We start from the raw sequence: 13,365 nt of genomic DNA, 5'->3' as shown, positions 1-13,365 counted from the left end.
CGACTGAATCCGTCAGCATGTAGAGCCCTTCCGAGGCCAGGCTCCTTGGTCCTCCTCATCGCATTCGCAATTCTCGAGATCACACTCGGGAACCGATCCGGATATTCCTTTGCCCAGATCATGATAAAACAGTTTTGCTAATGTATCCCACAAGAAAAATTAAGTAGATTTGAATATACCCCCTCCTTATGTTCCTCATGCCAAAGGATGGGACTGGGAGCGAGGATCGCACGCAGACCTTGGCCAACAGTGGGAACGACGCGTTTCAGAATGGCGACAACGCCACCAGCGTCCAACCGGACTTTCGATGAGGGCCAACGCTCATTACTTGGCGTCACCGTCGCTATCGCGATCCGAAAGGGGAACCGAGATGAATCTATTGAAAATCCTCACCGCGGGCATTTTCGCAGGCGTTGCATTTGCGGCAACACAGACGTCCGCATCCGTGCTCGATACCGTCAAGCAGCGTGGCGTGCTCAACTGCGGCACCGACAATACCGCGCCAGGCTTTGGCTATCTGAATACGACCACGGGCCAGATGGAAGGCCTCGATGTCGATTTCTGCAAGGCAGTTGCCGCCGGCGTCCTTGGCGACGCTTCCAAGGTCAAGTTCATCACCGTAACCGATAAAAGCCGGTTCGACGCCGTACTGACGGGTCAGGTCGATGTCGTTTTCGCACACACCACCATCAAGCCTGCGCGTGAATCGTCCATCGCGATCGACTTCCTTCCGATCAACTTCTACGACGGCACTGGACTGATGGTAAAGGCGGATTCCGGTATCAAGGAATTCGGCAATCTCGACGGCGCGACGATCTGCACGACGCAGGGATCTGCAACCGAGACCGTCCTGACGGCAGCCTTCAAGGCGCGCGGCTGGAAGGACTCCAAGGTCCTGACCTACGAAAACCTCGAGAAGCTGTTCTCCGCGCTCAACTCCGGACGGTGCAATGCAATGAGCACCGACAAGTCTGCACTCGCAGCATGGGCAGGAAACGCACCGAAGCCCGCCGACTATCTGATCCTCCCGGACACGTTGGACAAGTCACCGTTTGGCGGCTTCGTCGTCGCCAATGACTCCAAATGGCGCAACGCCGTTCGCTGGATTGAATACGGCCTCTTCCAGGCAGAAGAGTCCAACATCTCGCAGGCCAATCTTGCCGAGAAGCTCAAGAGCGAAGATCCGTTCGTTCAGAAGTTCCTGGGCGCAGGCAGTGGCTATGGCAAGGACTTCGGCCTGTCTGATGACTTCATCGCTCAGGCCATCAAGGCCGTAGGCAACTATGGCGAAATCTATGACCGCAACCTCGGCCCGAAGACGAAGATGTATCTCGATCGCAAGGGCACGCCCAACGCGCTCTGGACGCAGGGTGGAGCGATTTATTCGCCGCTCTGGAACTAACGGCGGCTGGGGTCGGGATCGTGATATTTCGGCCCCCTGACACTTGGAGCCTGACGAAAATGACAACCCGTGCAACGAATGCGGTCCACGGCATGGTAGACCAAGATCAGATGAAGTCGCGACGCCTGAGCAACCGCATACGGCACGATGCAATCCAGTTCGGGATTATAGCCATCGTCATCGCGCTCGTCGGCCTTCTGGCATATGCGGTAAAGTCCGGACTTGCCGAGAAGGGCATCCGGTTCAGCTTTTCATTTCTTGCAAACACCGCGGGCTTCGACATCAGTGAAGGCTGGACGCTGACCTCCGGCGAAACTTTCCTTCCCGACTTCACGCTCTTCTCGTCCGATATGACGATCGCATCTGCTTTCGTCACCGGCATCTTCAACACCGCGAAGGTCGCGATCCTTGCGGTCATCCTCAGCACCGTTCTCGGCACGATGCTCGGCATCGGCCGCCTCTCGACCAACTGGGTTGTGCGCAATCTCTGTTTCTGGATCGTCGAGTTTGTTCGCAACACGCCACTGCTGATCCAGCTCGTGTTCTGGTACTTCGCTGTTATCCTGCGCTTTCCGCCGATGGCATCGGCCGTGCACCTTTACGGATTGATCGTCAGTCAGCAGGGCGTCTTCATCCCGACCCTTTCCTGGGCCGACGGCGACTCCATGATCTCGATGGCGCTGGTCACGCTCGCCTGGGTTTCTGTTCTCGGAGCCATCTTCGACCCTATCAAGGGCATCCGGCGCGTCTGCGTCGCTGCAGCCATCATATGCTTCACGCTCCTGTTCCTGACGGGCGGGATTGCGCTGGATTTCCCGGTCGCCAATAAGTTCAAGGCTAGCGGCGGAACCAGCATTAGCCCCGAAATGGCAGCCCTTCTTCTTGCCATTGTCGTGAACAGCGCGTCGTTCATCGCGGAGACTGTTCGTGGCGCGATCGACGCCCTGCCGAAGTCGCAGTGGGAGGCTGCGGCCTCGCTCGGCTTGAGTCGGCGCGACACCGTGAACGACATCGTGCTCCCACAGGTTTTCCGTGTGGTCCTGCCGTCCTTCGGCAACCAGTACATCAGCCTGACGAAGAACACGGCCCTGGGCATCGCCATCGGCTATCCCGATCTCTTCAACATCTACGGAACAGTCGCCAACCAGACGGGCCACAGTCTCGAAGGCATCATCATCGTAATGGTGTCGTACCTGATCCTGAGCTGGCTCATCAGCATGATCGTCTACTGGGCAAACCGCCGTCTGAACCCACCGGGAGTTTTACGATGATTGCCACCTCAATCAAGTGGAGCCGTTACAACCTCTTCGGCAAGCCTTTCGACGTCGTCCTTTCCCTCCTTGTTATTCCAGGTGTCCTCTGGCTCGCCTGTTCGATCGTTGAGTGGGCAATCATGTCGGCGAAGTGGGATATCATCGTGCAGAGCCTTCGTGTTCTCATGATCGGTGTGTTTCCTGCCGACCAAGCCTGGCGTGCATGGACTGCCTCGGCAATCATCGGCGCAACTCTTGGCGCGGGCCTCGGCTGTGTCTTCCATTTCAGGCCTCACCACGGTCTCGTTCTACTGCTGGTGCCGGTCCTGCTACTGATCGTAGATCGCGGATTCGGAAACGCACTACCCGCCAGCGGGATCATCACGTCGACCATACTTGGTTGGTCCCTGACCTCCTATGTGTCCGCGTCCAGGAAGGTCCTTCCGGCCGCTGCGTTTACGGGCTTCATTGTCGTCGTGGCCGTCATGGCGCCTCCGGGTGTCGGCCTTTGGGGTGGACTGCTGCTTAGCGTACTCCTTACGCTGGTGACATCGGTTCTCTCCCTGCCGATCGGAATCCTTCTCGCCCTCGGTCGCCAGAGCCGTCTGTCGAGCCTGCGGATCATCTGCACCTGGTACATCGAAGTCATGCGCTCGGTTCCGCTCATCCTGGTCGTCTACTGGATTTGGATCCTGGTGCCCGTCCTGGCGCCTCGGTGGGGGCTCGCAGACGTCGCGCGGGGCATGATAGGCTTCACGATCTTCTATTCCGCCTACGTCGCTGAATACGTTCGAAGCGGCCTCCAGGCGGTGCCGCGGACGCAGACCGAAGCGGCACGCTCCCTCGGCATGAGCGAGTTCGATATCAACCGCTCGATCGTTCTGCCGCAGGCGTTGCGGGTCGTTGTCGCTCCGCTGGTCGGCAACGTGCTCGACATCTTCAACTCGGCCCCGCTCGTCTTCATCATCGGCCTCACGGACTTCCTTCGTGCCGGGCAGATGATCCTCGCGAACCCGCAGTATGGCGACCGGACGTTCGAAGTGCTCTCGTTTCTTCTCGTAACCTATTTCCTCATCGGCTCGATGATCACCTATGCCGCACGCAAGCTCGAAGACCACATGGCAACAGGTAGCCGTTGAGCTGATGAAACACGGAGATTCCACGATGAATGCCATCGTCGAAATGAAAAGCATGAACAAGTTCTATGGCGCTCACCATGTGCTCAAGGACATCGATCTCTATGTCACCCGCGGTGAGGTCATGGTAATCCTGGGCGCCAGCGGTTCGGGAAAATCGACCCTGATCCGGTGCGTCAACGGCCTTGAGATGTATCAGAACGGCAGCCTCGTCGTTGACGGTTTCGACATGCCTGTCGAAGCAGAGCGCAGGCTCGGTGGAGAACGCGAGCTCGCCGCGATCCGAAAGGGCGTCGGCATGGTCTTCCAACAGTTCGGTCTTTTTCCGCACAAGACAGTGCTCGACAACATCACGATTGCTCCCATGCGCGTCCGCAAAAAGGCTCGGGATGAAGCCGAAGCGACGGCAATGAAGCTTCTGGATCGCGTCGGCCTTAGGGCCCATGCCCACAAGTATCCGGGGCAGCTCTCGGGGGGGCAGCAGCAGCGCGTGGCGATCGCCCGCTCCCTGGCAATGGAGCCGCATCTCATGCTGTTTGACGAACCGACAAGCGCCCTCGACCCGGAAATGGTCGGCGAAGTCCTCGACGTCATGCGCGAACTCGCCGCTTCCGGCATAACGATGATGGTTGTGACGCATGAGATGGGCTTCGCAAGAGAAGTCGCCGACCGCGTCGTCTATATCGATCAGGGATCAATCCTTGAGATCGGTAAGCCCGACGAATTCTTCGACGACCCCAAGAATGATCGAGCACGCTCCTTTCTCGCGCGTGTTCTGAAGCACTGACGGGAAGGTCCCCCTTGTCCCGATCCACGGAAGCATTGGAAACTGACATGAACGCAGTACTGCCCGCCGACCCCGCTCGCGACGACGTCCTCGCTGCTCGCCCCACGCTTTGGCTCAATCCGCTTTACCGTCGTGGCGCAATCGAGACTTCGGACCTGCCGATCTCTCCTGCGGACGTTCAGCGTGCCCGCATGAACTGGCAACGTCTGGCCCCCCTTCTTGCCGCCTGCTTTCCCGAACTGGAATCCACGAACGGCGAAATCCGTTCCGAACTGGTCGAGCTCAAGGAGCTCCGCGAGGCCCTCGGGTACCGCACGCGGGAATTCGGAAACGTCTTTATCAAGGCTGATAGCCATCTCCCGGTTGCAGGCTCGATCAAGGCCCGCGGCGGCCTCTACGAAGTGTTCGTGTTTGCGGAAAGTCTCGCTCGCGACAACGGCCTCGTCACCGACGGCGATGATATCCGCAAGCTGAAGACCAAAGAAGTCCAGACATTCTTCTCAAAATACACGGTCGCCGTCGGCAGCACCGGAAATCTTGGGCTGAGCGTTGGTATTGCTGCACGGGCGTTAGGTTTTAAAGCCACCGTCCACATGTCTTCAGATGCCAAGGCCTGGAAAGTGGAGCGTCTCCGGAAACTTGGCGTGGAGGTCATCCAGCACGAGGCGGACTACACCATCGCCGTAGAGAAGGCCCGCGACATCGCCGACGCCGATCCGACCATCTATTTTGTCGATGACGAGCAGTCCAAACATCTATTCCTGGGCTACAGCGCGGCGGCATCAGAGTTGGCGGAGCAATTGGATGAACGCGGGATCACGGTCGATGCAGACAATCCGCTCTTCCTCTATCTGCCTTGCGGCATCGGTGGTGCCCCCGGAGGTGTGGCGTTCGGAGCGAAGGCGACATTCGGTGACAACGTACATGCTTTCTTCGTCGAACCTGTGCAATCGCCGTGCGCTCTCGTCCATATGATGTCCGGCTCGCAACAACTGGTCTCTGTCTACGACGTAGGGCTGACGAACAAGACGGAAGCTGACGGCATGGCCGTCGCCCGTATGTCGGCTTTTGTGGCGACAGTGATGCGTGAAATACTCGCGGGCGTCTTCACCGTCGCTGACGACGAACTGCTCACGCTGGTTCGGGTAGCATGGACTGTCCAGGGCCAGAGGTTGGAGCCATCGGCTGCAGCGGCTCTTTTAGGGCCCGGGTTTCTGGTCGGCCATAAAGAGGGTAAAAGGTTCCAGGATGAGCAAGGCATTCGCGGCAAGATGACGAAGGGCACCCACGTTCTTTGGACGACAGGCGGCTCGCATGTTCCCGAAGAACAGTTCCAGGCCTTTCTTCGGCAGACTGCAACGGTGACGTAGAAGCCTCACTTCGCATCGCATGTTTTGCGAGGCAAAGAAGGGATCCGACCTCAAGGAGTTGTCGGTGGATCGTGGCTCGAACCGTTTCAAGGACTACACGGCGTGACTGTCGACTGCACATCGCCGCTTATCCCCATTGCCTAGAGCCAGGAAGTCGCCGCGCTCTCGCGAAGGAATCGAACGAAATGAGCTTTCGATCGCATTTTCGGGAGAGTGCGCCAACTTTCAGTTGTTGGAGAACGTCTCAACACTTGAAAAGCCTGAAATCGCCTAAGAAGGGGTGACCCCGAAGCGATCTTTAGCGACGTTCAAAATCGAATTGCTCGGATACCCCCCAAGCAATTCGATGCCACTCCGATCTGTGTTCGGCGGCACAACATCTTGCGCCCGCCGGACGCCGAGAGAGCCGAACTCGCGGCCGCGAGTTCGGCTCTCTTTTCACTGACCCCAAATCATTTCGCCCTTGGCTACCTTCGCACCCAATTCCAGCGAAATCGGCATGGCTGCGTCGGGATAGAGTTTCTTCATGGCGGCGATCAATGCCCTGGAGTCTGCAGCCTTGGCCATCTCGGCGTCAAATGCGATCAAATAATCGCGGGTGAAGCTGACGCCGGAAGCATCCGTCGGCCACGTGGCGGTGGTGTGACCCGGGACAACTATTTTCGGCTTGCGGGCGAGTATGTCGTCAAGCGCCGCGCGCCAAGCCTTTCGTCCATCGACCGTCGGAAGATCAGCGACCCAAGGATACATGCCGCCGAATACTGAAACGCCGCCGAACACGGCGCTGAGCGACGGAACCCAGATATAGCGACCGCGATCCTTCAGGCCTGGTGCGGTGATGATTTCGAGCTTCTCGCCATCCACTGACAGGGTGTCAATGTCGCTCGCCTCCGGGAAAATGAGATCGGAGACTGATTTTGGACCGTTGTCGCCGAGGACAGGCGACCAGGCCTTGATCTTGCCTTCGGCCTTCTTCCGCATCAGTGCGACGGTGTCGGGAGCAGCGAGGATGCGAGCATCCGGAAAGACCTGATGGACGGGTGCGAGGCCGAAGTAGTAGTCGGGATCGTTGGTGGTGATGTAGATCGTGGTCAGGCGCTTGCCGCTGGCCTTGATGGCAGCGGCCACGATCTTGCCATCCGAAAAGCTGAAGCTCGAATCGATGAGGACGGCCTCCGTCTTCCCGGTCACAAGGACCGGGGCGCGCAGGAAGCCTGCTTCGGTGGTCCTGAACGCCGTCCATGACAGTGGAGACTTCTCCTGCGCCGCACCGGATGTGGCGAGAGGGATCAGGATAGCCGCGGCCGTGGCGATCGTTTTGAGGGTGGTGCGTCTGTTGATCATCGTAGATCTCCGAGGTTTTTGGGATGAGCCTAACTCTGCCTTCGAGACAGATGGGACCTGTCGCAGCCGACACCCGAACGGTGTCGGCCACGCTGCGGCAAGGGGATTCGGATTAGTAGCCGACGGTGAACCGCTGTCTGACGTGGGCCGGAGCTTCGATCTCGTCGGCGAGGGCAACGGCGAAGTCCTCGAAGGAAATGCTGCTGCCGTTTTCGTTCATCAGGAGCTGGTCTTTGCCAAGGCGGAAGGTGCCGGTCCGCTCGCCGGGGACGAATGCAGCCGAAGGCGACAGGAAGGTCCAGTCGAGGTCATTTTCACCCTTGAGCTTGTTGAGGTAGTCGACGCCGCCCTGCGCTTCGGATTTGTAGATCGCCGGAAACTCGGGCGTATCGACGAGGAGGACGCCTGAAGCAACTTCAAGGCTGCCTGCACCGCCCACCACATAATAGCGACGAACGCCAGAAGCCTTGACCGCGCCAATCAGCTTGTCCGGATCGCTGGCAGAGAAATGCACTGAGCTGATGACTGCGTCATGGCCTTCCAGAACCGCTGCGAGAGCTTCAGGGGCCTCGATGTCACCAGCAACGGCGGTGACGTGCGGGAGAGAGGACACCTTGGAGGGATTTCGGGCAACAGCCGTGACTGTGTGGCCGCGAGCTGACAATTCGGACAGGATGCGCGAGCCGGCCTGACCTGAAGCTCCGATAAGAGCGATTTTCATGATGTTACTCCGGATTTGGGATTGATGTTTCATACGTCTGCACCGAGCTCTCCGAGCGCTGAGACGAGATGCGCCGGACCTTGATAGAGGGCCTCGCCGCTAAGGACGTGGGCCTTGCCGCTGACGAGGGCGACGAGCTGCGGGACACCGCGAATGCCGAGGACGCTCATCTGGCGCTGGGTCTCTTCCATCCGCTCCAGAGTGCGTTCCCTAAGGTCGGAATCGTCCCGGAGCCTCTCGGCGAACGTTTCAGCGGCCAGTTCGAGGCCGTGCTCGGCCGCGACCTCAACAGCGACTGACGCCACTTCCTGGATGTTGGACGTGTTGCGCCCCTTGAGATAGCGCGCGATCTGGACGGCATGCAGGAAACGGGGCTCGAGCCTTGTATCGTGTTCCCCGAGTGCTGTGAGCGCCAGCGTCACAGGTCCTGAGTCGAAAATGCCGTTCGGTGCCAGCAGGACGTTTTCATGGTACTCCTTGGAGAAACGCTGACCCGTGAGAGTTTGGATCCTCTGATCGTTGCGCCATGCATGATCGGCGATCGATGAGATCGGCCTCTCTCCGACGAAAAGGCCGGACGGACGCATCCTGAGGCGATCTGAGAACTTATCGGCAAGACATGCTAGGGCGGGTGCGCTTGCGTAGCACCAGCCGCAGAAAGGATCGAAGAAATATTGAAGTTCGATGTCGGGGGGCATTGCGATCTCCTTGTGTTGAGGAGAACATAATGTTGCGCGCATCGAAGATATACGCCAAAGTCATCGACAGAATGTTGCATAAATCGAGCAAATAAATGGACCGTATAATCGCAGCAAAAGTTCTGTTGAAGACCGTCGAGCGTGGAAGCGCTTCTGGCGCGGCCGAGGAGCTCGGCATGTCCCGAGCGATGGCATCACGTTATATAGCGTCCATGGAGGACTGGTCGGGAACAAGGCTTCTCCACCGCACGACGCGGCAGCTCAGCCTGACGTCCGCCGGAGAACGCGTTCTCGAATTGTGTAAGGAAATCGTGCGCGTTGCCGACGCGGTGACGGAAGTCGCGAGGCATGCCAATACTCCGCACGGCCTTCTTCGGGTGACGGCACCGGGCATCCTGGCCGAGGCACAGCTCGTCCCGCTTCTTTCCGAATTTGCGGACGCCTATCCGCGCATCAAGGTCGATTTGCAGATTTCCGATCGGGCGGTCGACCTGGTGCAGGATCGCATCGACGTGGCGATACGGATCGCTAACCACCTGGACCCATCCCTGATCGCGAAAAGGCTGGGACAGTGCCCGTCCAGGCTCTATGCCTCGCCCCGTTATCTCAAGGAATTCGGAACTCCATCGGGACCAGAGGATCTCGACGACCACAGGTGCCTCACCTACACCCGCCTTGGAGGAGCGGAATGGTCGCTGAAGAATTTCGAAACGCAGGTCGTCGTTGCTGTGGGGGGAGCTTTCCAGACCAACGACGCCATCGCTCTCCGACGTGCCGCGCTGTCCGGCATGGGCATCGCAATGCTGCCCTGTTTTGCCGCCGATCAGGAGGTTGATGCGGGTAGGCTGGCGGTTGTCTTGCCTGAGTGGGAGCCGAGCACCCTTGGCATCTACGCTCTCTATGTTTCCCGAACGCATCTTCCCATGGCGGCACGGGCGCTTATCGACTTCTTGGCAGCGCGGCTACCGGACGCATAGGACCTTCGAGTTCAGATTGCTCCTGCCAGGTCGCGGGATGATCTCATCAGAAAGCCAGCTGGACCTTCATTGATTTTGCTCTGTCGCGGTTTCGAAGGCATTGACGGCGTCGTTGATGGGGAAGATGGCGATGAGCAGCGGTTTGAGGTCGACGCGGCGCTTGCCGATCAGGTCGACCGCGAGGGCGAATTTCTCGCGGAAGCGGAAGGTGCCCTGCATTTCGATTTCCTTGACGAACACCATGTTCCTGTGTGTCAATCGGATTGCAATGTTCTGCCCCGAAACACAGTTTGAATGCTCTCCCGCGATAGACCACCGTACAAGCTTCGTCTTGTCGTGACCCTTCAGCACCCGCCTCGGCGCCATGCACCTACAGCCTCTCGGCACGCGCCAAACCAAAGCCCTGCGACGAGCTCGTCACAAAAGCCCGAAGGTTCGAAAAAGGAAAGGTCTTGCAGAGTTACCCTGCCAGAATCTGTTTCACGGCAGCGATGCCACGGCGTAAAAACGGATCGGAATGCACGTAAAAGAACTGGACCCCACGCTCGCGCCAGTGCGGCAGCTCTTCCAGCGTTGCAAGCGTTCCCGCGATCTTTCCAGCTGAGCGTATCTTGTCGACGGCGACGGTAATCTTGTCCATCACCACCTCCGGGCGCGGCTCGCCGAATGGCGGCGCGGGCGGGTATCCCATATCCTGGGACAGATCTCCCGGGCCAATGAAAAAGACGTCGATACCCTCGACCGTCAGCATCTCGTCCAGAGCGTCGATCGCATCGACGGTCTCTATCATGGCGATGACCAACCGCTTGTCATAATCGGACGGCAAGGCGTAACGTACCGCATCGACGATCGCGCGGGCCTCGTCGGCATTGCCGACCATCGGCACCATGATTCCATCAGCACCGGCATTCAGGTAGCGGATGATGAGCGGCCGTTCATGCGAATGCGGGCGCACGATGGCAGCGCCACCAACGGAGCGCACCACCTGCCCGGTCGCCCGTACATCCTCGAAGCTCCATGTGCCGTGTTCGCAATCGAGGAAGACCGCGTCCGCGCCCAGTTCCACCAGCCGGGCGGAAAGGCCAGACGATGTATGGTGCGGGGTGAACATGCTGATAGCTTCACCTGCCGCAAGGCGGGCGCGCAGCTTGGCTCCATTCATGGATGTCTCTCCTCAGTTCTTTTTCGGCATATCCGGCGTATCGTCCGGTGCGCCCACCCAGCGTGCGACTTCGATATCCTTCGACGTGTCACGCATATGGGTCGGGCAGATGTGCAGTTCCGGAATGACAGCGCTTTTGTTCAGGCTGGCGCAGAGCACGATGGCGCGGGCCACGTCATGCGGATCCATCATCACGGCGCGTTCTTCCTTGAGAGGCGGCCGCGCGCGGTTGTTCATGATCGGCGTATCCGTCTCGCCCGGCAGAATGGTCGTCGCCCGGATACCCTGGTTGCGATAGGTATTATGCAGGAAGGTCATGAAGTTCTTCACGCCCGCCTTTGCAGCACCGTAAGCCACGCCGCCCAGAAGATTGGGATTGAGGGCAGCGAGCGAGGAGACGGTGATGATGGTGCCCTCGCCCTTTGCGATCATTTCCGGCAGCACCGCCTGCGTCAGGTTGAACACGGCCGTCAGATTGACGTTGATCGTGGCGTTCCACTCCTCCTCGCCGATGAAGCGGGCGTTGAGCACCTTGCTGGCGGAACCGGCATTGTTGACCAGAATATCGACGGGACCGACGGCCTCGCTGATCGACTTGACCGTGTCGAAGATCGCCTCGCGCGAGGCGATGTCGAGCGTACGTGCAATGGCCTTGCCTTTCTTCTTCTCGATCAGTTCCGCGGCCTCGCGCAGCGGATCGAGACGGCGGCCGGTCAGAACCACCGTCGCCCCTTCTTTCGCCAGCAGGATTGCGGTTTCGCGGCCGATGCCTGAACCGGCGCCGGTTACCAGCGCAATTTTTCCGTTCAGCAGTCCCATGCTCATCTCCTATTCGGCGGCGGCAGCAATGGCGCCAGAATAGCCGAAGATTTCTTTCGCCGCCTTCGCGGTTACCAGACCTTCGGAAATATCCTGTTCGATCAGCGCGCGCGAGCGCTCGCTGGCCCTGCCCCAGCCGCCACCGCCGGGCGTCTGAACTTCCAGACGTTCGCCGGTCTGAAGAACGACCTTACCCTTGGGGAAATGCGACTTGCCCTGCTTCATCACCTTGCCGGCGGAACCGCTCTGGCCTTCCACCACGCCAAAGCAGGGGTGGCGGACGCGTTCCGATGCCAGATAGATGTTCATCGGGTTCCTGCCGAGATTGCGCAGAACGACGCGCTGGCCAAGGCCGCCGCGATGTTTGCCGGCGCCACCGGAATCGGCAATGAGTTCCTTGCATTCCGTCAACACCGGCACGGCGACCTCGAACATTTCGATGGCCGTGACCTTGCAGTTGGATGGGAAACTCAGCGTATCCAGCCCGTCGAATTCGGCACGCGCGCCCTGCCCGCCATGGAAATTCTGCACGGAGCCGTATTGCGTGCCATCGTTACGCTGGCCGACGCAATTGGCTGCCCAGATCGGCGCGCCGCCGCTGTCGCCCAGCACCTTTTCCGGCACGATGCCTTCCAGCGCCTTGAAGATGAGCGAGGGAATGACGTGGCCGATGAGGTTGCGCGAATTACCCGCCGTCCATTCCTGCGGATTGAGGATGCAGCCGAGCGGCGCCTCGTCGGTGATCGGAACGATGCAGCCCTCATTATTGGGCGTTTCGGCATCGAGCAGGCATTTCAGCGCGTAAACCGAATGGGCGTAGCGGTAGTTCGTGCGGCAGTTGATCGAGTGCAGGACCTGATCCGACGTACCGGTATAGTCCACATGGATGGAATCGTCCCTGACGATCACCGAGGCTTTCAGCTTGACGTCGACATCGTAGCCATCGAGCAGGACTTCGGCGGAATAGGTGCCGTTCGGCCATTCGCGGATTGCCTTGCGCGTCTGCGCCTCGGAACGGGTGTGGATGGCATCGGCAAGTCCATCGACATCATCAAGACCGTATTCATCGAGGAATTTGACGAGTTCGCGGCCCATGACATTGTTGGCGGCGATCATCGATTCCAGATCGCCGCGCACTTCCGTGGGAAGGCGGACGGAGGCTGCGATGATATCGAAGACGTCCTCGTTCGGAACGCCGGCTTTCAGCAGCTTGACGATGGGGAAACGGATGCCTTCCGCAAAAATGTCGCTGGCTTCCGAATGCAGCGGCGCGCCGCCAATATCGGGAAGATGGGCGATCGATCCCGCATAGGCGACGACCTTGCCGTTCTTGAAGATCGGCGTGATCATCGTCACGTCAGGCAGATGGCCGGTTCCGATTTCCGGATCGTTGGTGGCGAGAACGTCGCCCTCTTCCAGCATCTCGACTGGAAACTTCGGCAGGAAATATTTCTGCGCCGCCGCGGGCAGCGAGGTGATGAAGACCGGGATCGACCAGGTGCATTGTGCCAGCGCCCTGCCCTTACTGTCGAGAAGTACCGTTACATAATCATGGTTCTCGCGCACGATCGGCGAAAACGCCGTCTTGCCGAGCACGTTATCGGCCTGATCCGCGATGAAGATCAGGCGGTTCCACATGACCTGAAGGTTGATCGGATCGTTGAAATCGGTTGCGGGTTTCGACATCTGACTGCCC

12 protein-coding genes and 1 pseudogene are annotated in these 13,365 nt (G+C 59.2%); 6 read left to right on the top strand and 7 right to left on the bottom strand.

Translation table 11 applies throughout. The features are described from left to right. Positions 1 to 370 precede the first annotated feature (370 nt). Genes O3S81_RS20650 through O3S81_RS20630 form a run of 5 tightly spaced genes read left to right on the top strand, consistent with a single transcriptional unit; the run spans position 371 to position 5,948 of the window. Positions 371 to 1,402, top strand: a complete 1,032-nt coding sequence (locus tag O3S81_RS20650; RefSeq protein WP_269346323.1) for a transporter substrate-binding domain-containing protein — start codon at positions 371 to 373, stop codon at positions 1,400 to 1,402. Positions 1,403 to 1,461: 59 nt separating this feature from the next. After that, complete coding sequence (locus O3S81_RS20645) at positions 1,462 to 2,673, top strand: ABC transporter permease subunit (protein ID WP_269346203.1); 1,212 nt, start codon at positions 1,462 to 1,464, stop codon at positions 2,671 to 2,673. After that, the gene (locus tag O3S81_RS20640) at positions 2,670 to 3,794 is read left to right on the top strand and encodes an amino acid ABC transporter permease (RefSeq protein WP_269346201.1); all 1,125 of its coding nucleotides are present in this window, start codon (positions 2,670 to 2,672) and stop codon (positions 3,792 to 3,794) included. Before O3S81_RS20645 ends, O3S81_RS20640 begins: the two co-directional genes overlap by 4 nt. A 25-nt stretch (positions 3,795 to 3,819) precedes the next feature. Next, complete coding sequence (locus tag O3S81_RS20635; RefSeq protein ID WP_269346199.1) at positions 3,820 to 4,578, top strand: amino acid ABC transporter ATP-binding protein; 759 nt, start codon at positions 3,820 to 3,822, stop codon at positions 4,576 to 4,578. 47 nt (positions 4,579 to 4,625) lie between these two features. Then, positions 4,626 to 5,948, top strand: coding sequence for a D-serine ammonia-lyase (locus O3S81_RS20630; protein WP_269346197.1), 1,323 nt, complete (start codon positions 4,626 to 4,628; stop codon positions 5,946 to 5,948). A gap of 438 nt (positions 5,949 to 6,386) precedes the next feature. Here O3S81_RS20630 and O3S81_RS20625 read toward each other — a convergent pair whose 3' ends face one another. The 3 genes from O3S81_RS20625 to O3S81_RS20615 form a co-directional block, all read right to left on the bottom strand. Beyond that, complete coding sequence (locus O3S81_RS20625) at positions 6,387 to 7,292, bottom strand: MBL fold metallo-hydrolase (protein ID WP_269346195.1); 906 nt, start codon at positions 7,290 to 7,292, stop codon at positions 6,387 to 6,389. A gap of 112 nt (positions 7,293 to 7,404) precedes the next feature. Further along, entirely contained in the window at positions 7,405 to 8,013 is a 609-nt protein-coding gene (locus O3S81_RS20620) for an NAD(P)-dependent oxidoreductase (protein ID WP_269346321.1), read from the bottom strand. A 29-nt stretch (positions 8,014 to 8,042) separates the two neighbouring features. After that, the gene (locus O3S81_RS20615) at positions 8,043 to 8,711 is read right to left on the bottom strand and encodes a DsbA family protein (RefSeq protein WP_269346194.1); all 669 of its coding nucleotides are present in this window, start codon (positions 8,709 to 8,711) and stop codon (positions 8,043 to 8,045) included. Positions 8,712 to 8,806: 95 nt separating this feature from the next. Here O3S81_RS20615 and O3S81_RS20610 point away from each other — a divergent pair, with 95 nt between their 5' ends. Further along, entirely contained in the window at positions 8,807 to 9,688 is an 882-nt protein-coding gene (locus tag O3S81_RS20610; RefSeq protein ID WP_269346193.1) for a LysR family transcriptional regulator, read from the top strand. 46 nt (positions 9,689 to 9,734) lie between these two features. On the opposite strand, the pseudogene O3S81_RS20605 reads toward O3S81_RS20610, so the two are convergent. The 4 genes and pseudogenes from O3S81_RS20605 to O3S81_RS20590 form a co-directional block, all read right to left on the bottom strand. Continuing rightward, a pseudogene (locus O3S81_RS20605) lies at positions 9,735 to 9,937 on the bottom strand (L-idonate 5-dehydrogenase); the annotation flags it as partial. A gap of 211 nt (positions 9,938 to 10,148) precedes the next feature. Next, entirely contained in the window at positions 10,149 to 10,850 is a 702-nt protein-coding gene (locus O3S81_RS20600) for an HpcH/HpaI aldolase family protein (protein WP_269346192.1), read from the bottom strand. Between the two features lie 12 nt (positions 10,851 to 10,862). Beyond that, positions 10,863 to 11,669, bottom strand: a complete 807-nt coding sequence (locus O3S81_RS20595; RefSeq protein ID WP_269346190.1) for an SDR family oxidoreductase — start codon at positions 11,667 to 11,669, stop codon at positions 10,863 to 10,865. 9 nt (positions 11,670 to 11,678) lie between these two features. After that, positions 11,679 to 13,355, bottom strand: coding sequence for a hydantoinase B/oxoprolinase family protein (locus tag O3S81_RS20590; protein ID WP_269346188.1), 1,677 nt, complete (start codon positions 13,353 to 13,355; stop codon positions 11,679 to 11,681). Positions 13,356 to 13,365: the final 10 nt, after the last annotated feature.

It is taken from the genome of Agrobacterium sp. SOY23 (genome assembly GCF_027212525.1).
Classification (GTDB): Bacteria; Pseudomonadota; Alphaproteobacteria; order Rhizobiales; family Rhizobiaceae; genus Agrobacterium; species Agrobacterium tumefaciens_I.
Note: the sequence above shows the minus strand (reverse complement) of the source record. Positions and strands in the feature narration are given on the sequence as shown.

What these genes read in the sequence shown, in the direction of transcription:
- O3S81_RS20630 (WP_269346197.1), top strand. Translation starts at nt 4,626, where the DNA reads ATGAACGCAGTACTGCCCGCCGACCCCGCTCGCGACGACGTCCTCGCT.
- O3S81_RS20650 (WP_269346323.1), top strand. Translation starts at nt 371, where the DNA reads ATGAATCTATTGAAAATCCTCACCGCGGGCATTTTCGCAGGCGTTGCA.
- O3S81_RS20595 (WP_269346190.1), bottom strand. Translation starts at nt 11,669, where the DNA reads ATGGGACTGCTGAACGGAAAAATTGCGCTGGTAACCGGCGCCGGTTCA.
- O3S81_RS20615 (WP_269346194.1), bottom strand. Translation starts at nt 8,711, where the DNA reads ATGCCCCCCGACATCGAACTTCAATATTTCTTCGATCCTTTCTGCGGC.
- O3S81_RS20610 (WP_269346193.1), top strand. Translation starts at nt 8,807, where the DNA reads ATGGACCGTATAATCGCAGCAAAAGTTCTGTTGAAGACCGTCGAGCGT.
- O3S81_RS20625 (WP_269346195.1), bottom strand. Translation starts at nt 7,292, where the DNA reads ATGATCAACAGACGCACCACCCTCAAAACGATCGCCACGGCCGCGGCT.
- O3S81_RS20620 (WP_269346321.1), bottom strand. Translation starts at nt 8,013, where the DNA reads ATGAAAATCGCTCTTATCGGAGCTTCAGGTCAGGCCGGCTCGCGCATC.
- O3S81_RS20590 (WP_269346188.1), bottom strand. Translation starts at nt 13,355, where the DNA reads ATGTCGAAACCCGCAACCGATTTCAACGATCCGATCAACCTTCAGGTC.
- O3S81_RS20640 (WP_269346201.1), top strand. Translation starts at nt 2,670, where the DNA reads ATGATTGCCACCTCAATCAAGTGGAGCCGTTACAACCTCTTCGGCAAG.
- O3S81_RS20635 (WP_269346199.1), top strand. Translation starts at nt 3,820, where the DNA reads ATGAATGCCATCGTCGAAATGAAAAGCATGAACAAGTTCTATGGCGCT.
- O3S81_RS20600 (WP_269346192.1), bottom strand. Translation starts at nt 10,850, where the DNA reads ATGAATGGAGCCAAGCTGCGCGCCCGCCTTGCGGCAGGTGAAGCTATC.
- O3S81_RS20645 (WP_269346203.1), top strand. Translation starts at nt 1,462, where the DNA reads ATGACAACCCGTGCAACGAATGCGGTCCACGGCATGGTAGACCAAGAT.